At 62.2% G+C, this 21062-nt stretch carries 20 protein-coding genes (1 of these 20 running past the window's edge); 13 read left to right on the forward strand and 7 right to left on the reverse strand.

What is annotated here, in order from left to right; translation table 11 throughout:
- The 7 genes from E2A64_RS14585 to E2A64_RS14615 all read right to left on the reverse strand — a co-directional run.
- Positions 1 to 239, reverse strand: the 5' end (the start) of a protein-coding gene (locus tag E2A64_RS14585) for a TetR/AcrR family transcriptional regulator (RefSeq protein ID WP_133285232.1). The gene continues 433 nt to the left of window position 1, outside the view; the window shows 239 of its 672 coding nt (coding positions 1-239); the start codon lies at positions 237 to 239; its stop codon lies off the left edge, out of view.
- Between the two features lie 4 nt (positions 240 to 243).
- Positions 244 to 1914: an amidohydrolase gene (locus tag E2A64_RS14590; RefSeq protein WP_133285233.1), complete on the reverse strand. Its 1671-nt coding sequence runs from the start codon at positions 1912 to 1914 to the stop codon at positions 244 to 246.
- A gap of 112 nt (positions 1915 to 2026) precedes the next feature.
- A complete protein-coding gene (locus tag E2A64_RS14595; RefSeq protein ID WP_133285234.1) occupies positions 2027 to 3067 on the reverse strand; it encodes an extracellular solute-binding protein in 1041 nt (346 codons plus the stop codon).
- A gap of 40 nt (positions 3068 to 3107) precedes the next feature.
- The gene (locus tag E2A64_RS14600) at positions 3108 to 3911 is read right to left on the reverse strand and encodes an ABC transporter permease (RefSeq protein WP_133285235.1); all 804 of its coding nucleotides are present in this window, start codon (positions 3909 to 3911) and stop codon (positions 3108 to 3110) included.
- Positions 3904 to 4827, reverse strand: coding sequence for an ABC transporter permease (locus E2A64_RS14605; protein ID WP_133285236.1), 924 nt, complete (start codon positions 4825 to 4827; stop codon positions 3904 to 3906). Before E2A64_RS14605 ends, E2A64_RS14600 begins: the two co-directional genes overlap by 8 nt.
- Positions 4828 to 4829: 2 nt before the next feature.
- Positions 4830 to 5930, reverse strand: coding sequence for an ABC transporter ATP-binding protein (locus E2A64_RS14610; protein ID WP_244598310.1), 1101 nt, complete (start codon positions 5928 to 5930; stop codon positions 4830 to 4832).
- Positions 5931 to 6326: 396 nt separating this feature from the next.
- Positions 6327 to 7514 (reverse strand): acetyl-CoA C-acetyltransferase, encoded by a 1188-nt coding sequence (locus E2A64_RS14615; RefSeq protein ID WP_133285238.1) that lies wholly within the window; start codon positions 7512 to 7514, stop codon positions 6327 to 6329.
- A 120-nt stretch (positions 7515 to 7634) separates the two neighbouring features.
- Here E2A64_RS14615 and E2A64_RS14620 point away from each other — a divergent pair, with 120 nt between their 5' ends.
- The 13 genes from E2A64_RS14620 to E2A64_RS14680 all read left to right on the forward strand — a co-directional run bounded on the left by E2A64_RS14620 (position 7635) and on the right by E2A64_RS14680 (position 21062).
- The gene (locus E2A64_RS14620) at positions 7635 to 9575 is read left to right on the forward strand and encodes an acetoacetate--CoA ligase (RefSeq protein WP_133285239.1); all 1941 of its coding nucleotides are present in this window, start codon (positions 7635 to 7637) and stop codon (positions 9573 to 9575) included.
- Positions 9572 to 10726 carry a thiolase family protein gene (locus tag E2A64_RS14625; protein WP_133285240.1) on the forward strand — a complete coding sequence of 385 codons (1155 nt, stop codon included), beginning with the start codon at positions 9572 to 9574 and terminating at the stop codon, positions 10724 to 10726. The genes E2A64_RS14620 and E2A64_RS14625 overlap by 4 nt, the downstream gene beginning before the upstream one ends.
- Positions 10723 to 11151, forward strand: coding sequence for a Zn-ribbon domain-containing OB-fold protein (locus E2A64_RS14630; RefSeq protein WP_133285241.1), 429 nt, complete (start codon positions 10723 to 10725; stop codon positions 11149 to 11151). The genes E2A64_RS14625 and E2A64_RS14630 overlap by 4 nt, the downstream gene beginning before the upstream one ends.
- Positions 11148 to 11597 carry a MaoC family dehydratase gene (locus E2A64_RS14635; protein ID WP_133285242.1) on the forward strand — a complete coding sequence of 150 codons (450 nt, stop codon included), beginning with the start codon at positions 11148 to 11150 and terminating at the stop codon, positions 11595 to 11597. Before E2A64_RS14630 ends, E2A64_RS14635 begins: the two co-directional genes overlap by 4 nt.
- A 1-nt stretch (position 11598) precedes the next feature.
- Positions 11599 to 12822, forward strand: a complete 1224-nt coding sequence (locus E2A64_RS14640; RefSeq protein ID WP_244598311.1) for an MFS transporter — start codon at positions 11599 to 11601, stop codon at positions 12820 to 12822.
- Between the two features lie 110 nt (positions 12823 to 12932).
- The gene (locus E2A64_RS14645) at positions 12933 to 13772 is read left to right on the forward strand and encodes a GntR family transcriptional regulator (protein WP_133285244.1); all 840 of its coding nucleotides are present in this window, start codon (positions 12933 to 12935) and stop codon (positions 13770 to 13772) included.
- A 232-nt stretch (positions 13773 to 14004) separates the two neighbouring features.
- Positions 14005 to 14778 (forward strand): SDR family NAD(P)-dependent oxidoreductase, encoded by a 774-nt coding sequence (locus tag E2A64_RS14650; RefSeq protein ID WP_133285245.1) that lies wholly within the window; start codon positions 14005 to 14007, stop codon positions 14776 to 14778.
- A gap of 13 nt (positions 14779 to 14791) precedes the next feature.
- A complete protein-coding gene (locus tag E2A64_RS14655; RefSeq protein WP_133285246.1) occupies positions 14792 to 15445 on the forward strand; it encodes a class II aldolase/adducin family protein in 654 nt (217 codons plus the stop codon).
- 76 nt (positions 15446 to 15521) lie between these two features.
- A complete protein-coding gene (locus E2A64_RS14660; RefSeq protein WP_206662457.1) occupies positions 15522 to 16511 on the forward strand; it encodes a sugar ABC transporter substrate-binding protein in 990 nt (329 codons plus the stop codon).
- A 75-nt stretch (positions 16512 to 16586) separates the two neighbouring features.
- A complete protein-coding gene (locus E2A64_RS14665) occupies positions 16587 to 18101 on the forward strand; it encodes a sugar ABC transporter ATP-binding protein (protein WP_133285247.1) in 1515 nt (504 codons plus the stop codon).
- Positions 18098 to 19099: an ABC transporter permease gene (locus E2A64_RS14670; protein WP_133285248.1), complete on the forward strand. Its 1002-nt coding sequence runs from the start codon at positions 18098 to 18100 to the stop codon at positions 19097 to 19099. Before E2A64_RS14665 ends, E2A64_RS14670 begins: the two co-directional genes overlap by 4 nt.
- Positions 19100 to 19110: 11 nt before the next feature.
- Positions 19111 to 20100, forward strand: a complete 990-nt coding sequence (locus tag E2A64_RS14675; RefSeq protein WP_133285249.1) for an ABC transporter permease — start codon at positions 19111 to 19113, stop codon at positions 20098 to 20100.
- Between the two features lie 14 nt (positions 20101 to 20114).
- Positions 20115 to 21062 (forward strand): carbohydrate kinase family protein, encoded by a 948-nt coding sequence (locus tag E2A64_RS14680; protein ID WP_133285250.1) that lies wholly within the window; start codon positions 20115 to 20117, stop codon positions 21060 to 21062.

Below are 21062 nucleotides of genomic sequence, written 5' to 3' on the forward strand. Positions count from 1 at the left end.
ACGTCCTCGAGCACGGCGAGCAATAGGCTCTCCTTGCTGTCGAAATAGTAATGCAGCGTGGCCAGCCGCACATTGGCGCTGGCGGCAATCTTGCGCGTGGTGAGCGACGCCATGCCGTCCCTCTCGAGCGCTTCGCGTGCGCCCGTGATGATACGATCGCGCGTCGCGAGTCCCTTTTTCGTGGTCCCGACCGCCGCGGCCGTCTTTTCGCTTTCAGCGGTTACAGGCGCCGCGCCCATTCCCTTACACCGCCTCGAAGGTGACGCGACCGTCGCAGATCGTCATCAGCGGCTTCATCCGGGCGACCCCATCGGGTGCCGCGGCTTCGATGTCCTGGGAAAGGACAACGATATCGGCGAGAAATCCGGGCTTCAGACGGCCCTTGCGGTCTTCCATGAATTCCACCCAGGCGCCTTCGGCCGTGTAGGCGTGTATGGCTTCGTGCAATGTCACACGCTCGTCCGGCATGGCTTCACCCCAGGGTTTGCGCGTCAGGGAATCCTGGATGTTCTCGAAAGGGTTGATGGGGGAGACAGGCCAGTCCGAGGCGAACACCATACGCGCTCCGGCCTGTTTCAGCGTGCGCCAGAGATAGGCGTATGGCCAGCGCTCCCGGCCGATCTTCGAATCCGTCGGCTCGATCGGGAAGCAGGAGCCGCCCGGATAGTGAACCGGCTGGACGGAGGCGACGACGCCGAGTTCGGCAAAGCGGGGAATATCGTCCGGGTGGATGATTTCGATGTGTTCGATGCGGTGCCGGCTGTCGCGGGCGCCATTGGCTTTCGCCGCCGCCTCATAGCCATCGAAGGTCTGGCGCACCGCCGCGCTGCCGATCGCGTGAACGGCGAGCTGCAAGCCCAGCTCATCGGCGCGCGTGGCGATGGCATTGAAGGCCTCCGTGGTAAACAGCGGCTCGCAGCAATAGTCCGGCCGGTCGCCATAGCCATCGAGCATGAAGGCGGTGTAGCTGTCGAGCACGCCATCCATGAACACCTTCACGAAATCGCTGCGCAGCATGTCGCTCGCATAGTCCTGTTTCCAGCGGGCCGCCGTGTCGAGCACGGAAAGGTCCATGAAGTTCTTGATGTGGAAGGGAATGCGGATGCGCACCGGCAATTCGCCTGACGCCTCGAGGTCGCGCATGATCCTGAGCTGATAGTGGTTGCCATCGAAATTCTGGATCGACGTGATCCCCTCGCAGGCGCAGTATTCGAGCCCGCGTTTGAGAACCGCCCGGTCGATCGCGTATTGCTCCGGCGTGACCTGTTCGGGGTCCATGCCGGTCAGCATGCCGAGTTCCTCGCGGCCACCGGTGGAGGAGAGGGCCACGACAGGACCGAAGGCATTGCCCTCGCGCAGCTCGCCATTGGCAAATCCATCGTCTCCCATGACGATCTCGTTGCCGATGCCGACATCGCCGCCTTCGAGGATTCCGGCGGCCTTGAGGGCTGCGGTATTGGCCCAGGCCGTATGGTGGTCGGGCGCAAACATCATGAAGGGACGGTCGGGCAGGATCGCATCGAGGACATGCCGGGTGATGGGCTTGCCTTCACCCAGAAGGGTATAGGAGGCGGAAAAGCCCATCAACAGCGGCTCGTCGGGATTGGCAGCGGCATAGTCGAGCATCGCCGCCTTCAGGGCCTGGAAACCTGAGAGGTGGTGCAGGTTGAGCTGGGTCAGCGAAACGGAGCCCGGAAAGATGTGCATGTGGGCTTCGTTGATGCCCGGCAATACGCTTGCGCCCCGGGCATCGACGATGCGCGTGCCGGAGGATGCCAGAGCATCGATATCCGCATTGGCGCCGACCGCGAGAATGCGGTTGCCTGCAAGTGCGATTGCGTCGGCCGTCGGATGGTCGGAATCCATCGTCAGGATGCGTGCGTTGCGGATGATGATGTCGGCTGTCTGCGGCATGTATGTTCTCGTTGAAAACGCAACCTGCACCAGCTGAGCGGAGCGCTCTCCCGGCAGGCAAGGGAGGCGGGGAGTTTTCTCCCCGCCCGGTTGGTCGAATACGGTGCGTGGTCTACTTCTGCACTTCGGTCCAGATCCTGGAGTAGAAATCCACCACGTCCGGTTCGCAAGACGCGAGGAATTCGCCGGCGTTTTCGTATTCGGCCGGGATGACGAGTTCAGGCGCGTTCTTCATCGCTTCCGGCATGAATTCCTGCGAGCCCTTGATGCCGTTTGCATATTTCGCATAGGCCGAAATGAGGGCCGCGTTCTCCGGATCCATGATGAAGTTCATGAACAGCTTGGCATTCTCGGGGTTCTTCGCATCCTTCAGGATGGCGACGCTATCCATGAAATAGGGGAAGCCTTCCTTCGGATAGCCGAACTTGATGTCCGGGTTCTGTTCGCGCGAGCGCATGATGGCGCCGTTCCAGTAGTAGACGGCGGCATATTCGCCGCTCGGAAGCTTGTCGGTAACGCTGTAGTCCATCGCGAGCCATTTGGTCTTGGCTTCGACAAGCTTGTCGCGGACCTTGCGCAGCACGTCCTTGTCGGTGGTGCACCACTCGCCGCCGAAATATTTGATCGTCGCGAAGAGCACGTCGTTCATTTCCGGTTCGACATTGATCTTGCCGACGAGTTCTTCCGGCGGATCGAGGAAGATCGCCGAGGTGTTGATGTCGCCGTCATAGACGGTGGTGTTGACGCCGATGCCGCTCAGGCCCCATTGCCACGGCACGGTGTAGTGACGGCCCTCGTCCCAGGGAACGTCGACCCAGCGCTCGTCGACATTCTTGAAATTCTCCATCTGGTCGGGACGGGCCTCGAGTAGCAGGCCTTCGCGCACCCAGATCGGGACATAGTTGGCGGAGGGAACGACGATGTCGAAGCCGTGGCCGCCGGCGCGGATCTTGGCAAGCGCCGTGTCGTTGGAATCGTAATCGGTGAGCGTGACCTTGACGTCGTATTCCTTCTCGAACTTCGAGATGAGGTCGGGGTTGGTATAGTCACCCCAGTTGTAGATGTTGAGTTCGCCTTCGGCGGAGGCCGCGCCCGCAGAGGCCATGACGGCTATAGCCGCTGCAGCGGTGGTGGAGATCCATTTGATGTTCATTTCAGTTCCTCTCTTTGTTGATTTCGTTGTCCCCGCAAGCCTACTGCCTGCGGCGATTGAGCAAGAAGAGAATGACGACGATCAGCACCGAAACCGCCAGAAAGACCGTGGCAATGGCGTTGATCTCGGGCGTGGTTTCGCGGCGGAGCTGACCCAGCATGTAGGTCGGCAGCGTATCCTGTCCGCCGGATTTCACGAATTCGGTGATGACGACGTCGTCCAGTGAGGTGACGAAGGCCAGCATGAAGCCGGCGACGATGCCTGGCCTGAGGAGGGGCAGCGTCACACGCCGGAAGGTCTTCCACGGCGTGGCGTAAAGGTCGGCAGCCGCGCGCTCGAGCGTCAGGTCCATGCTTTCAAGCCGTGCCCGGATGGGCAGATAGGCAAAGGGTATGCAGAAGGCGGTATGAGCGAGGATGAGATAGCCCAGCCCGCTATAGCCGGTCCAGACCTTGATGCGTGAGAAGACGATCAGAAGCGCGACCGCGGTGACGATCTCGGGCACCATCAGCGGCTGGTTGATCATGGCGTATTTGAATGTCAGTCCCCGGTAATTGGGCGAACGGGTGGTCGCGAGCGCCGCCATGGTCGCGGCCAGCGTGGCAAGAACCGCCGACCAGACGGCGATCAGCACCGACCGCCATGCGGCATCCTGCACGGCGGTGTTGTTCCAGGCGGAGACGAACCAGCGGGTCGAAAAGCCGCCCCACATGGAAAGGGATTCGGAATCGTTGAAGGCATAGACGACGAGGGCCGCGATCGGCAGGTAGAGCGCGAAGAAGGTGAACAGCGCGACGAAGCTGAAACCGGGCTGTGCCTGTATGTCGAATTTCGGGCTAGGCATGACCGCCTCCGTTCCGGGAGGCGTTTCGCACATAAATCAGCAGGGCGATCATCACGAGCGCCATCAGCGTGATGGAGATGGCGGCTCCCAGGGGCCAGTTGCGGCCGCCTCCGAACTGCATCTCGATCAGGTTGCCGAGCATCATGTTCTTGCCGCCGCCCAGCACGCGCGGTGTCACATAGGCACCGAGCGAGGGAATGAAGACAAGGATGGAACCCGCGATCAAGCCCGGCTTCACGATGGGGATGATGATGCGCCGAAGCACCTGCAGGCGGGTGGCGTAGAGATCGTAACCGGCCTCGACCAGCCGGAAATCGAGCCTCTCGATCGAGGCGTAGAGCGGCAGCACCATGAGGGGCAGATAGACATAGGTCATGCCCAGAAGGTTTGCCGTGTCGGTGTACATGATCTGGATGGGTGAATCGATGACGCCCAGCCAGATGAGCGCGTTGTTGAGAAGTCCCTCGTTGCGGATGACCTGCTGCATGGCGAATGTGCGGATCAGGAGATTGGTCCAGAAGGGGATCGTCACGAGGAAGACCCAGATCTCCCGGTTCCTTGCCGGCCGCATGGCGATGAAATAGGCGGTGGGAAAGCCCAGGGTCAGCGTCAAGATCGTGGTGGAGAGGGAAAGCTTGATCGATCGCCAGATGATGGCGATGTGCGCGTCCGCCAGACCGAAGGTGTCGTCGAAGAGGTCGCGCTGGAAGAACACCGAGAACCAGCCATCGAGTGAAAACTCGCCGAACCTGACATCGCCGTAATCGCCCTTCGCCATGAAGGAATAGAGCAGCATGACGAATAGCGGGCCGACGGCTGCGACGAAAATGACCAGGAGCGCGGGCGCGCTGAGGAACCAGCGATTGCGGACATCCTTGCTCCGTGCCGCCATCGCGGCTTCTCGCACCTTGTCCATCGTCAGTCCCTCAGGATCTGTGCCGCTTCGGGGCCGATGTGAACTGAGACGCGTTGGCCCGTTGCCGGCACGTCGTCCCCGCCGCCGCGTCTGTTCTGTTCACGCACGATGAAGAGTTCACCGGTTTCGAGGCGGATGTGGAAATGGGTGTCGGTGCCGAAATAGACGGCTTCCTCAAGGGTGCCGTCGAATGCGCCGGTGCCGGCCTTGCCGAGTGTCGCGTGCTCCGGGCGAACGACCACGGTGGCGTTTCCGGAATGCTTCTGTCCGGCGGGAAGTGCCGCCGTTATGGTCGTGCCTCCCGCGAGCGCCACGGTGGCGGAATTCTCCCCCGTCGCGGTAATCGTGCCTTCCAGGAAGTTGGACTCGCCGATGAAATCGGCGACGAACCGATCAGCCGGGCGGTCGTAGATCTCCCGCGCCGAGCCGATCTGGCGGACTTCGCCGTTCGACATCACCGCAATGCGGTCAGACATCGTGAGCGCTTCCTCCTGGTCGTGGGTGACGAAGATGAAGGTGATGCCCGTCTCGGACTGAACCCGCTTGAGTTCGAACTGCATTTCCTTGCGCAGCTTGTAATCGAGTGCCGACAGGGGCTCGTCGAGGAGCAGCACTTCCGGCTTCGGCGCCAGGGCGCGGGCAAGGGCCACGCGCTGCTGCTGGCCGCCGGAGATCTGGCTGACGGCACGGTCGCGCATGGCCGTCATGTGCACCAGTTCCAGCATCTCGCCGGTGCGGGCCTTTATCTCGCCCTTCGGCTTGCCCAGCATCTCGAGACCGAAGCTGATATTTTCCTCCACGGTCATATGGGGAAAGAGTGCGTAGCTCTGGAAAACGGTATTCACCGGACGCTTGAAGGGCGGAAGCGGCGCGATGTCCTCGCCATTCAGCAGAATTTCGCCCTTGGTCGGAAAATCGAAACCGGCGATCAGCCTCAACAGCGTGGTCTTGCCGCATCCCGAGGGGCCGAGGAGCGTGAAGAACTCGTTTTCGCGGATGTCCACGAACACGTCGCTGAGGGCGGTGACCCTGTTTTCACCCGAGCCGTAGATGCGGCTGACGCCCCTGATCTCGATTGCAGCGTTGGATGGTGTCGCACTCAAAGCATCGCTCCTGACCTCGGCTCGGGGTCGGCGCATATACTGACGGTCTTGAGGCGCCTGTCGATATGTCGCCGGACTGAAATCGACGACGCAAGTTGCGTGCCATGCGCATTGCCTGCCCATAAACCCCGTCTGACGACGCGGTTCTCGGCATGCAGACATTCATCCGGGTGGATTCGGGTGTTTCGCGACACGCTTGAGCCTCCCTCCCGCACGATGTCTCTTCGGGTAGTATTGCCTCAATTTTGGTCAAATGACCATTTTTTTAGTGGCATCCGAAATCTGCCCGTCCACCTCCTTCCAGTGGGTTCTTGTGCTGCCTTTCAGGGGAGGGTGCTGGTGCGGCCCGGATCAATCATCCCTGGCGCCCAAGCGCTTCATCTTCCGGCAAACCGCTCACACGGCTTCCACGCAGATCGCCACGCCCATGCCGCCGCCGATGCAGAGGGTTGCGAGCCCCTTGCCTTTCCTGCCGTTCAGGCCGAGGCGCCTGAGTTCGTGGACCAGCGTGACGACGATACGGTTGCCGGAGGCGGCGAGGGGATGGCCGAGCGCGATCGCCCCGCCGTTCGGATTGCACTTGTCCGGGTCCCAGCCCATTTCCTTCTGCACGGCGAGCGACTGGGCGGCGAATGCCTCGTTGACCTCGACAATGTCGAGATCGTCGACCGTCCAGCCTGCCTTGGCGAGCGCCTGTTGCGAGGCTCCGACCGGCCCGAGACCCATGTTCATCGGCTCCATGGCGAAGCTTGCGTAAGCGGCGATCCGCGCCATCGGCGTCAGGTCGAGCTCCCTCACGCGGCGGCCGCTGGCGACGAGCACGGCGGAGGCCCCGTCATTGATACCGGACGCATTGCCGGCGGTGATGGTTCCGTCCTCCTCGAAGGCCGGACGCATGGAGGACAGTTTTTCGAAGCTGCTCAGGCGCGGATGTTCGTCGCGGTCGAAGACCGTGTCGCCCTTCCGGCCGGGTACGGTGACGGCGACGATCTCGTCTGCAAAGACGTTCGCTTCCTGCGCGGCGCGTGCCTTCTCCTGGGAGTGGAGCGCGAAGTGGTCCTGGTCTTCCCGGGTGATCTGGTAGCGGCGCGCCAGCGTTTCGACGGTGTTGCCCATGTGCATGTCGTGGAAGGCATCCCACAAGCCGTCGAGGATCATCATGTCCTTGACGGCCGTATCGCCCATTTTCTGGCCCTGGCGCGCCTTCGGGATGATGTGGGGCGCGCGGCTCATCGAATCCTGCCCGCCCGCCAGCACGAGCCCGGCATCGCCGGCCTTGATGGCCTGTGCAGCGAGATGGATCGATTTCTGACCGGCGCCGCAGACCTTGTTGATGGTCATCGCAGGAACCTTTACCGGTATACCTGCCTGAATAGCCGCCTGCCGCGCAGGGTTCTGGCCGGCCCCGCCCTGGAGCACCTGACCAATAATCACCTCATCGATGGCACCCGGGTCCACCTTGGCATCGTCAATTACCCCGGCAATCACCTGCGCGCCTATTTCGGCCGCCGAAAGGGGGGAAAGAGCGCCTTCGAGACTGCCGATCGCAGAGCGCTGAGCGCCCACTATGAAGATGTCGTCCACTGCCGAATTCCTCCCGGTCGATTTCTTGTAACAACCAATATTGACTTTTGGTTATACCCAAAATAACGTCCGGTTAAAAGGGCCCGTGGAGAGGTGGGCCCGATTTTTGGGAGGAACAGCGTGACACAGGTCATGTGGACGCCAGAGGCGGCCATGGCGGAGCATTCCGCCCTATCAAGGTTTGCGCGGGAGGCGGGCTTCGATCCTTTCGATTACGACGGCCTGCACCGCTGGTCCATTTCCGATATCGAAGGTTTCTGGTCGAAACTCTGGGATTTTGCCGGCGTGATCGGCGAGCGGGGCAACGTCGCCTTCGTCCCGGATCAGGCCCACTGGATGACCGGCGCGCGCTTCTTCCCCGACGCCAGCATCAATCTGGCCGAAAACCTGCTGAAGCGCAGCGGCGCCGATATTGCCGTCGTCGAGGGTGACGAAGCCGGAGGACGGCGGCAGATGACTGCCGATCAGCTGCGTGCGGAGACCGCGCGGATCGCCAACGGCCTGCGGGCCGCGGGTGTGCAGCCCGGCGACCGGGTGGCCGCAGTCCTGCCGAACAGGATCGAGTGTCTCGTCACGCTTCTCGCCACCGCTGCCGTGGGCGCGGTCTGGACCTCATGCTCTCCCGATTTCGGAGGGGCTGCGATTACCGACCGGATCGGTCAGGTGAAGCCCAAAGTCCTCTTCGTTCAGCCGCATATCAGGTATGGCGGCAAGGCTCAGGACATATCCGAGCGGCTGTCGGAGGTGACGGGCCGTATCGAGGGGCTCGAGCAGATCGTGGTGATCGGCGAGGGCACTCTCGACGCATCCGCGCCGGTGGCGGCCTATGCCGATTTCGGCAGCGACGGGCCGCTCGAATTCACCCGTGTCGGCTTCAACGATCCCGTCTACATTCTCTACACGTCGGGAACGACGGGCAAGCCCAAGGCGATCGTGCATCGCACCGGGGGCGTGCTGCTGCAGCACCTCAAGGAACACATGCTGCATGGTGATGTGCGCCCCGGCGACAAGCTGATGTGGTACTCGAATTCCGCCTGGATGATGTATCACTGGATGGTGTCCGCACTCGCCTGCGAGGCGACGATCGCTCTCTATGACGGTGCCCCCATTCTCAAGACCTCCGACGGTTTCGATTGCGGACCGCTTTGGCGGATGGTCGAGGCAGAAGGGCTTACCCATCTCGGCATCTCGCCGAAATATCTTGCCACCCTCGCCGAGAAGGATTTCGCGCCGGGCCGGGAGGCCGACGTGTCATCGCTGCGCTGGCTGATGTCGGCGGGAAGCCCGGTCGCCCCGCATCAATACGACTGGATCTACGAGGCGATCAAACCGGATTTCGGTTTCGCGTCGATCTCGGGCGGGACGGAAATTCTGGGCTGCTTCCTTATCGGCTCACCGTTCCATCCGGTGCGCCGGGGCATGCTGACCACGCGCGCGCTCGGGCTGGCGGTCAACGTGCTCGACGAGCGTGGCGCGCCGGTGATCGGCCGTGCCGGGGAACTTGTCTGCACCGAACCCTTCCCCGCCATGCCCCTGACGTTCTGGGGCGAGGGCGGCGATGAGCGCTACCGCCAGACCTATTTCGCGGACCGTCCGGAGATCTGGACGCACGGAGACCGCGCAACGCTGAATGCCGATGGCAGCGCCGTCATCCACGGACGGTCCGACTTCACACTCAATCCCGGCGGGGTGCGCATCGGGACGGCGGACATCTACAATGTCTGCGAACAATTCGCGGATGTGGAGGATTGCATTACCTTCGGGCGGCCGGTGGACAATGACGAGGAGATCATTCTCTGCCTGAAGATGGGCGACGGACGCCAGGCGACGCCTGAACTCGCGAACTCGATCCGCACCATGCTGCGCAAGGAGTGCTCGCCCCGCCACGTGCCTGCGGCAATCTACATGGTTTCCGACATTCCCTACACGATCAACGGCAAGCGGGTTGAAGGCGCCTGCAAGGCGATGATCTCCGGGCTCGAGGTCAAGAACAAGGCCTCGCTCGCCAATCCCGATTGTCTGATCGAATACGCCCGGCTCGGCGAAGGAGCAGCATTGTGACGAGGTCCAAGGCGGCGCTGATCGGCGCCGCGTCCCTGAAACCCGTGCGGCAGACCGAAGGCGAGACGACGCTCGGCATGCTGGCGCGCGTCAGCGCCCGGGCGCTCGCGGATGCGGGGCTCGAGAAGGACGCAATCGACGGATTGCTCGTCGGTCCGCAGGTGGGCGAAACCCCGCAGCATGTACCGGCCACGGTCTCGGAATATCTCGGCCTCCAGCCGGCGATGGCCAATGTCGTCGATCTCGGCGGGGCGTCCGGCCCCGGGATGATCTGGCGCGCTGCGGCCGCGATCTCTGCGGGCATGTGCGAGACGGTGCTGTGCGTGCTCGGCAACCACCGCAATGCGGAAGCGCCGCGCAGCCCCAACCGCAACCCCATTCGGGAATTCGACGTGCCTTTCGGGGCGTCGGGCGCCAATATTTCCTATGCGCTGCTGATGCAGGCGCATATGGCGAAATACGGCTCGACGGCCGAGGATTTCGCGCTGATCGCGCACTGGGCGCGGGCGAATGCCCAGCGCAATCCGAACGCGATCTTTCACGGCAAGCCGGCAAGCGTCGAGGACGTGCTCAATTCACCGATCATCGCCTCGCCGCTGCATCTCTATGAGATCGTCATGCCGGTGGCCGGTGCGGAAGCGGTGATCGTCACGTCGGCCAAACGCGCGAAGGAACTCGGATCGCGCGCCGTGCATCTGCTCGGTGCGGGCGAAAAGGTCACGCATCGCGCCGTCAGCCAGGCGCCGAGCCTCACCTCGGGCCCACTCAAACCCTCGATGGAGAGGGCTTTCGCGCAAGCCGGCGTCACCGCCCAGGATATGAGCCTTCTGTCGCTTTATGACTGCTACACGATCATGGTCGCGGCAACGATCGAGGATGCGGGGCTTTGCGAGCCGGGCGGTTTCGGGCGTTTCATGCGCGCCCATGACTTCGGCCCCGAGGGGGACATGCCGCTCAATACCCATGGCGGCCAGATCGGCTACGGACAGCCCGACCTTGCGGGCGGGATGACCCATGTCGTGGAAGCCGTGCACCAGCTGCGCGGCAGCGCCGAAGGGCGGCAGATCAACAATCCGCGCCTGGCTCTCGTCACCGGAAACGGCGCGACCATGAGCGAGGCGGTTGCCCTGGTACTGGGAGCAGACGAATGAGCGAACTCGCCGACCTCAAGGTTCCCGGCCCGACCGAGATCGAACTGACGAAGCCTTTCTGGAAGGCGGCTGCCGAGGGACGTTTGCTGGTCCAGCGCTGCGAGGATTGCACAAAGGCCATCCTCTATCCGCGCGAGATCTGCCCTCATTGCTGGAGCGAGAAGCTGACCTGGGAACAGGCGAGCGGGCTTGGGCGGCTGAAATCCTTCTCGCGCGTTCACAAGCCCGGCCATCCGGGCTGGATGCCGGTCTCCCCCTATGTCGTCGGTCTCGTGGAACTCGATGAAGGGCCGACCATGCTTTCGCATATCCTTCCAGGCGAGTGTGAGCCTGCCGTCGGCGACCGGCTGGAACTCAAGCCGACAAATATCGGCGGCCGCGTGCTGCCCGCATTTCAACGAAAAGACCAAGGAGAGAACGTATGAGCGACGTCAAGGACGGCTGGGCCGGAACCATCAAGGGGCGCCCGGAGCAGGGTGCCAGCGCCGAACGCAGCCGCACGACCAGGATGGACGACATCCACGCCTTCACCGAAATGACCGGCGACAGAAACCCGGTTCACTACGACGAGGCGCTTGCCAAGAAGACGGCATTCGGCAAGCTGATCGTGCAGGGTGGCGTGACAACGGGTATTCTCAATGCCGTGGTAGCAGAAGATCTTCCGGGACCGGGAACCGTGTTTCTCAATACCAATCTCAATTTCAAGAAGGCAGTCGGCGTCGGCGAAACGATCACCGGCCGCGTGGAGGTCGAGACAGTGCGGCCCGACAAGCCGATCTGCCAGCTGAAGGTGTCCGTAACCGACAGCGCGGGTGATGTCTGCGTCGAGGGAACGGCAACCACCTACACGATGCCGCTGGAAGGTCTTTGATGTGACGGGGACGATGGCCGCCGAAGGACGCTGGAAGGCGCTTGCACTGATCTGCGTCGGGGTGGTGGGTGTGCTCACCACCTGGTTCTCGGCAACGGCTATCGTCCCCGAACTGATCGTCACCTGGTCGCTCTCGACCTCCCAGGCGGCCTGGCTCACCAATGCGGTGCAGCTCGGCTTCGTGCTGGGCGCGGTCGGCGCATCGCTCGTCAATCTGCCGGATATCGTCCGGATGAACCGGCTGATGGCGGCCTCGAGCGCGGTAGCCGCGCTCGCCAATGCCTCGCTCCTGCTGCAGCCGGGGCCGGAGCTGGCGATTGCCGCCCGGTTTGTCACCGGCATCGCGCTTGCCGGGGTCTACCCGCCGGCGCTCAAGCTGATGGCGACATGGTTCGTCAAGGGCAGGGGGCTGGCGCTCGGATTTCTGATCGGTGCGCTGACGCTCGGCTCATCGATGCCGCATCTGTTTCGCGCCGTCACCGACGGGCTCGACTGGCGCGTGGTGGTGATGCTGACCACGGCGACCACGCTCGTCGGAACGCTTCTTTTCGCTTTCGCTGTCCGGGAAGGCCCGCATGCCTTCGGCCGGGCCACTTTCGATCCGCGGCAGTCGTTGAAGGTCTTTACATCGCGGGGGCTGTTTCTCACCAATCTCGGCTATTTCGGGCACATGTGGGAGCTTTACGCCATGTGGGCCTGGATCCTCGCTTTCGCGAGCGCTGCGGAGGCCGGTCTTGAGCCCTTTCCGTTCGGCTCCGCCTCGATGTTGAGCTTTATCGTCGTCGCCTCCGGGGTCGTCGGATGCCTGCTTGGCGGCTGGCTTTCCGACAGGATCGGACGATGCCTGACGACTGCCGGCATGATGGCGGTGTCGGGTGTGTGCGCGGCTCTCATCGGTTTCGCCTTTACCGGTCCGGGGTGGCTGCTGGCACTGATCGGCATCGTCTGGGGCATTTCAATCATCGGCGACAGCGCGCAGTTTTCCGCCGCGGTCACCGAACTTGCGGACCGCAATTTCGTCGGTACGGCGCTCGCCCTGCAACTCGGTATCGGGTTCGCACTGACTGCGGCCACCATATGGCTGGTGCCGGTGGTGGCGGACTGGCTCGGCGGCTGGAACTGGGCCTTCCTGGTCCTCATTCCGGGCCCCGTTGTCGGAGCACTTGCCATGATGCGGCTTCGCGCGCTGCCCGAATCCGCAAGGCTTGCGGGAGGCGCTCGATAATTCAGGTTTTCACAACCGGCGATAGTTGATCTGCCGGAACGGATGTATAAGAACGATCAATAATTTGCCCGAGCCAAAGCGGCGGGACAGGATTTCGGGAGAGAGACAAGTTGGCTATTGCACACGAAGAGCGGCGGGGTCGCGGGCGGCCGCGCAATGTCGAAGACGACAGCTCCAATGTCACGGTTCTGCGTGAAATCGCGGATGACGGCGCCCTCGACCGCGACAGCGCCACGCCGCTGTGGGTACAGTTGAAAAACGCGCTCTCGGAGAAGATCGGCAAGGATGTTCTCAAGCCCGATGCGCGACTTCCTTCCGAGCAGGCGCTGTGCGAGATCTTCAATGTCTCCCGACCGGTGGTGCGCGCCGCGCTCGGCAGCCTGGCCGACGAAGGGCTTCTGATGAAGGTTCCGCGGCGGGGGATATTCGTCGCCAAGCCCGTCATGGAAACCAACTTCCTGACGTCGAACGTCTCGGTGCATTCCGACCTCGAAGCCCGCGGTCACAAGGTCACCTCGGTGGCGTTCGAATTCCGCCGCGATGAACCCGACGAGGACGAGGCGCGGGTGTTCAGCCTGCCGCCGGGTGGAACGGTCGTGCGGGTGGGACGCATCTACAAGTCCGACGGAAAGCCGATCACGCATACCCTGATTTCCCTTCCCGGCCACAAGGTGCCGGACATGGAGAAACTGGACATCACCGACCAGTCGATTTTCCAGATCCTGAAGGAGCGATACGGGCTCGTTTCCCGTCGTGCCGAGCGCTGGTTCACCGCCGCCATGCCGGACAAGACCGTCGCCGAACGGCTGCAGGTGAGCATCGAGCATCCGCTAATTTCCATCGAATCCATCGCATATGATGGGGCAGATGCGCCCCTGGAATATTATCGGGCGTTCTACAATTCGGCGGTCGCACGCATTCACGTTTCCACCGGCACATTCAAAAATTAATTAAAATCAATAGTTTAATTCATTCGCGGCAGCTCTGTCGCATGCTGTCACACTGCCTGTATTCTGGTTATTCCCAAAAAAAATCCCATTTGTGGTTATAACCAGATTGACATCGCCATCTTCGCCCGTCATCGTACATGACAGGGAGGAGGAGATCTCCCAGAAAATGACCCCGAAGAGGGTGTTTTGACGTCGGACGGCATGAAGTGCCGCGGTCGACGAGGGAGTTCGCTTGGACTACAGAAATGCAAATGATCTGACCGGAAAGCTGGCCGTCATCACCGGCGGTGCCAGCGGGATCGGGCTCGAGGCTGCCCGGGCGCTTGGTCAGTGCGGCGCAAAGCTCGAAATTCTCGATTTCAATTCCGAGGCGCTTGACGGCGCGGCAAAGGAACTGTCTTCGGCCGGGTACGAAGTCGGAACGGCCCTTCTCGACGTTACCGATCCGGCGGCGGTCAATGCCGTCGCCGAGACCGTGAAGGCCCGTAGCGGCGCGCCGGATATTCTTCTCAACTCAGCGGGTATCGCGCGGCTTCACAGCGCCATCGAAATCTCCGACGCGGACTGGCAGTTGGTGATGGATGTAAACGTCAACGGCACCTTCTATTGTTGCCGCGCCTTCGGCGCGCAGATGGTCGAGGCGGGCCGCGGTTCGGTCATCAACATGGGCTCGATGTCGGGCAGCATCATCAATCGCCCGCAATTCGCGTCGAGCTACATGGTGTCCAAGGGCGCGATTCACCAGCTGACCAAGGCGTTGGCGGTCGAGTGGGCCAGGACGGGGGTGCGCGTGAATGCGCTGGCTCCCGGCTACATCGCGACCGAGATGACGCTCGGCATGCGCGCCCGTCCGGAACTGTTCGACGTCTGGCTCGACATGACTCCGATGGGGCGCTGCGGCGAACCCGAGGAGGTTGCCGCCCTCATCGTCTTCCTGGCTTCACAGGCTTCAACCTACATGACCGGCTCGATCGTGGCGATCGACGGCGGCTACACTGCGCTTTGAGAACGGACATTTCATGACATCGGCGACACTCAATTCCATCGAAAAGCGCGAAGCGATCATCTCGGCCTGCCTGGAGATGAACCGGTCCGGCATCAACCAGGGCACGTCGGGCAACATCTCCGTGCGCGACGGTGATGGAATGCTGATCACGCCGACATCGCTGCCCTACAACGAAATGACGGTCGACGACATCGTCTGGATGGGGTTCGACGGTGCGCGCAACGGAGGCCGCCGCCCCTCGTCGGAATGGCAGTTCCATCTCGACATCATGATGGCGAAGCCCGAGGTGGGCGCAATCGTACATGCACATCCCACGGCTGCGACAACGCTGTCGATCATGGAAAAGTCCATTCCGCCGCTTCACTACATGATCGCGATATGCGGTGGATCCGATATCCGCTGCGCACCGTATGCCACTTTTGGAACGAAGGAACTTTCGGAAAGCGCGCTCAAGGCCCTGGACGGCCGCAGCGCCTGCTTGCTCGGTCATCACGGGATGATCGCCACGGGCAACTCTCTCAGCAAGGCGATGTGGCTGGCCGTCGAGGTCGAGACGCTCGCCAAACAGTATCTCGGCTGCCTGCCGTTCGGTGAACCTCCGCTTCTCAGTGAGGAGGAAATCCAGAACGTCATCAGCCGGATGGCAGGTTACGGGCACGGGGGGTGAACCAACCGGTCAAGTCGTGTCGCCGGAGCACGTAAAAGGACTACGCCGGCATCTCGATGCACCAGAGGAGGAAACCATGCATCATACGTCAAAATTCTCTCGCCGCACGACCGTCAAGGCTATTGCACTCGCCACGACCATGCTTGCGGTCTCTTTCCCCGCCATGGCCCAGGACAAGCCGCTTGAAGGCAAGACAGTCGGCGTGACGGTCATCGGTACCGACCACCACTGGGACCTGATGGCCTATCGCGGCCAGGTCGATCGCCTCAAGGAGCTCGGCGCCGAAGTGATCGCGCTCGATGCCGGTCGTAACGACCAGACGCAGATCAGCCAGATCCAGACCCTTATCGCGCAGAAGCCGGATGCCATCATCGAGCAGCTCGGCAACCTCGATGTTCTCAATCCGTGGCTGCAGCGTATCCGCCAGGCCGACATTCCGCTTTTCACCGTGGATACGTCGACCCCGCACGCGATCAACAACACCACCTCCGACAACTATTCCATCGGCGCCCAGCTGGCCCTTCAAATGGTCAATGACATGGGTGCCGAAGGCAAGGTCGCCGTGTTCAACGGCTTCTACTCCGTGCCCGTCTGCAAGATCCGTTACGATCAGCTCAAATATGTTCTCGAGTCCTACCCGAATATCGAGGTCATCGAGCCGGAACTGCGCGACGTGATTCCGAACACCGTCCAGCAGGCATATTCCGACGTCACCGACATTCTGACCCAGTACGGTGCCGACAGCGGCCTGAAATCGGTCTGGGCCTGCTGGGATGTTCCGATGATCGGCGCAACCCAGGCCATCGAGGCTGCCGGCCGCACCGACGTCAAGACATACGGCGTCGACGGCAGCCCGGAATATGTCGAGATGGTTGCCACCGCGGACTCGCCGGCCGGCGCGGTCGTCGCCCAGCAGCCCTACGAGATCGGCCAGCGTGCTGCCGACAACGTTGCAGCATACCTCAACGGCGAAGACGTGACCCCGTTCACCTTCGTTCCGGCGGTGCTGATCACCAAGGACAATGCCGCTGAAACGGCAAAGGACTTCCTCCCGAAGAAGGACTGAGTGTCTGACACTCGGTTTCGGAGCCCCCCTTCCTCGGGGGGCTCCAACTTAACACTGCTCTGTGAGGAGGATTCGATGACTGCTGCTGCGATCGAAATGCGTTCGATCAACAAGATTTTCGGGCCGGTCAAGGCACTCGATGAGGCCGATCTCGTTGTTGAATCCGGTACGATCCATGGCCTGGTCGGCCAGAATGGCGCCGGCAAATCGACCATCATCAAGATCCTGGCCGGAATCTACCGCCGGACCAGCGGCGACGTCTCCGTTTTCGGCAAGCGTCTCGAACAGATCACGCCCGCCGCGATCGAGGCGGAAGGCGTCCACTTCATTCACCAGGATCGCCTGCTGGTGCCGACCGCGACTGTGGCGGAGGCGATCTTTCTCCGGAACGAGCCGCGTTTCGGCCCATTCATCAATTACCGCCAGATGAACCGGCGCGCGAGCGAATTGCTGCACCGGTATTTCGAACTCGATCTCAACCCCCGCACGCTGATCAGCGAGCTGTCGACGGCGCAGCAGAAGATCGTTCAGATTACCCGTGCCCTGGCCCACGACGCGAAGATTCTGGTGCTCGACGAACCGACCGCGGCCCTTGTCAGCAAGGAAGTCGAGAGCCTGTTTTCGGTGCTGCGTCGCCTGAAGGCCGACGGTCTCGCGATCGTCTTCATCTCGCACTACATGTCGGAAATTCTCGAGATCTGCGATGTCGTCACGGTGCTTCGCAACGGTACGGACGTCGGCGTGGTCGATCCTTCGGAAGTCGGCATCCAGAAGATCGTCGAGATGATGACCAACCGCGACACGTCGGAAATGTATCCGCGCCGCAACGTCGAGATCGGGGCGCCGGTGATGTCGGTGAAGAACCTCACGGTCGACGGGGCGTTCGAGAATGTCACCTTCGATATCCATGCGGGCGAAATCCTCGGTCTGACCGGCCTTCTCGGCTCGGGCGACAAGGAAGTCCTCAACGCGCTGTTCGGCCAGATCAAGCCCGATGCCGGCGAGATCATCCTGCACGGCAAGAAGCAGAAGTTCGGCTCGCCGGTCGATGCGGTCAATGGCGGCGTCGCCAAGATTCCCGAGGACCGTCGCGCGCATGGCGTGGCGACGGGACTCTCCGTCGGAGAGAACATGTCGCTCGCCTCGCTTGGCCAGGTGTCGACGAAGGGCTTCGTCGACCGCAAGAAGGAATCCCAAGTCATCGACGGGCTGATCAGGGATCTCGGCATCAAGACGCCGGATCGTCATACGCTGGTCAAGAACCTCTCGGGCGGCAATCAGCAGAAGGTCGTCGTCGGCAAATGGCTGAGCTGCAATTCCGAGATCTACCTGCTCGACGAGCCGACAGTGGCCGTCGATGTCGGGGCGAAGGTCGAAATCTACAATCTGATGAACCGGCTCGCGGCCGAGGGGAAGGGGCAGGTCTTCGTGTCCTCGGACCTCGAGGAAGTGACCGAGATGTGTGACCGGGTTCTGGTGATCTATCGCGGCAAGATCATCGCTGAATACAAGCGCGGCGAGATCGATGCGGACCGGCTCCTGGCCGCCGCTTCCGGCACAGTCGCCGAAACCGAAAGGAAACGGGCATGACGGCTGTCGAGCACGCACCCGCTGCCGCCAACCGCGGGTGGTTCAATTCAAAGATCTTCGCCAAGCTGGCGATCCGGCTCGGCGCCTTCGCGGCCTTCGCCGGGATCCTGATCTATTTCGCGCTGACCGCGCGTGGGTTCACGTCGAGCTACAACCTCATCAACGTCGTCGAACAGTCGACGATCCTGGGCTTTCTCGCCTTTGCGATGACGGTGGTCTTCATCGGAACCGGAACGGACGTTCAAAAGGGCGGGATCGACCTGTCGATCGCTGCCAATGCGGGTCTCTGCGCGGCCGTCTATGCGGTCATGATGCGCGAGGGCTACGGCAATTTCGTTGCCATTCCGGCGGCCGTAGGCACCGGCATGGTGATCGGCTTCTTCAACGGGCTGGCGGTGGTGACACTGAAGATCATGCCGCTTCTGGGAACGCTTGCGGTGATGAACATCGCCGCCGGTCTGGAATTGACCCTGACCGAAAATACGGTCGTTCCGGTCCAGTCGGACCTCATGAACGTGCTCGCTTTCGGCCGCTTTCTCGGCGTCTCGACGCTTGCCTGGTGTCTGATCATTGGCTCGGCGCTGTTGATCTGGGCCATCCATTTCAGCCGTATCGGGCTGAGGCTCTATGCCGTCGGCGGCCATATCGAGGCCGCGCGGGCGGCGGGCATCCGTACCGGCGCCTATATCTATGGCGCGTATATCTTCTCCGGTTTCATGGCCGGCGTCGCATCGATCCTGATCGTCTCACGGCTGTCGTCGTCGACACCGGGCACCGGGCTCATGCTGCTGCCCATCCTGGCCGCCGCGCTTCTGGGCACGGTATTCTCGCGCCGCTTCATTCCGACCATCGGGGGCACGCTGCTGGCTGCGCTGTTCATCGGCTTCCTCGCCAACGGCTTCCAGCTCCTGGGCATTTCGTCCTACTGGGTCAGCGGTGTGCAGGGGGCGCTCATCCTGCTGGTCGTGACCGTGACCTCGTTCGCCAAGAAGCACTGACGGAGGCAATGATGACAAACCAGACCGATACCGCCGTCCGCGAAAGCCGCTTCAGTCTCGAAGCCGCATCAAACTACGCGGTGATCGTGGCCTTCGTCGCGGTGGTGATCTTCTTCACCTTCGCCGCGCCTGGCTTCATGACCGGCGAGAACATCTTCAACCTGATCTCCAACAAGGTGGTGCTGCTCGCCATTGTCGCGCTCGGCATGACGATCGTGATCGGGGCAGGCGGCATCGATCTTTCCGTCGGCGTCTCGATCGACCTCTCCTCGATGATCTTCATCATGATGATTGCGGCGGGCTACATGGGCGCCTTCGCCGTGATGGGGGGGCTGGGCGCCGCATTCTGCGTCGGCCTGCTCAACGCCTTCCTGATCAACAAGCTGAAGATCAACCCGTTCCTGGCAACGCTGGGCGTGCTGTTCATCGGCAAGTCGATCCAGCAGCTCTCGACGCAGGGCGGCGTGCCGATCTATCTCACACGGGCAGAATATGCGGCGCCTTTCGACGCGATCGCGCGGACCTCGCTTCTGGGCATCCCGACACCGATGATCATCCTCGTGATCTGCATTATCGGCGTCTATCTCGCCCTGCACCGCTCGGTCTTCGGCCGCTATGTCGCAGCGCTCGGCGCGCAGGCGGACGTCGCGCGCTACTCGGGCATCCGCGTTCCGATGCACATGTCGATCGTGTTCATCTCCTGCGCGGTCCTATCGGGCATCACCGGCATTCTCCTGTCTTCCACGGTGCGGTCCTACGTTCCGCTGGCGGGGGACGCGTTCCTGCTCGATGCGATCGGCGCGACATTCATCGGAACGGCCATCAGCGCGGAACGTAGACCCTCCGTTCTGGGCACCCTCATCGGCGTCGCCCTGCTTGCGGTGATGCGAAACGGACTGCTGCTGATCGGCTGGAACTTCTTCTGGCAGCAGGTCGGCATTGGTGTTCTGGTGTTCCTGGTGCTGGGACTCTCCTTCGGATTGCGCAAGCGTGGCGAATAAGGACAACACAAGACATGACGACATTTGACGTAAGCTCGGTCGGCTTTGCCGTACTCGATATCCTCGGGCGGCCGGTCACCAGGATCCCGGAAGGCGGGCGCGTGGATTTCATCGAGGAAATCCGCATGACCGTGGCCGGAACCGCGGCGGCGACCGGAATGGATTGCGCCATTCTCGGTCTGAAGACCCGCATGGTGACGACCGTCGGCACCGACGACATGGGCGATTTCCTGATCTCCAAGATGCAGCGCTACGGGATGAATACCGACATGGTGTCCCGTGACCGTACGCACCAGACGTCATCGACGATCCTGCCGGTGCGTCCCAACGGCGAACGTCCCGCCCTGCACGTTCCCGGCACCGCGCGCTCCTTCACGCTGACCGAAAAGGACTATGCCGGCGCGCTCGATGCCAGGATCGTTCATGTCGGCGGTACCGGCCTGCTTGAATCCTTCGACGGAGAGCCTTCCGTCAAGTTCATGAAGGCGGCGAAGGAAGCCGGTCGCACGACCACCTTCGACCTCATCCAGGCGAACCCCGAAACGGTCGAGCTGGTCAAGCCGCTTCTGCCCTATATCGACTACTTCATTCCCTCCATCGAGGAGGCTTCGGAAATGGCCGGGGTCAGCGATCCCGCCGAGGTCGCGCGCTACTTCAAGAGCCACGGCGTCAAGAACGCGATCCTCACCATGGGCGGGGACGGCGTTTATGTGGATCCCGAGGAGGGCGACGCCTTCACGCTGCCGGCCCACGACATCAAGGTGGTGGACACGACCGGTTGCGGCGACAGTTTCTCGGCAGGGATCATCGTCGGTCTGTCGAAGGGCTGGGACATTCGCGAGAGCGCCCGCTTCGCGTCCGCCGTTGCCGCCAAGGTGGCGATGGGGCTCGGCTCGGACGGCACACTCACATCATTCGACGACACGATGGAGGCCATGAATTCGTGGCCGGTCAAGGAATAG

The organism is Pseudohoeflea suaedae, from assembly GCF_004354915.1.
Classification (GTDB): domain Bacteria; phylum Pseudomonadota; class Alphaproteobacteria; order Rhizobiales; family Rhizobiaceae; genus Pseudohoeflea; species Pseudohoeflea suaedae.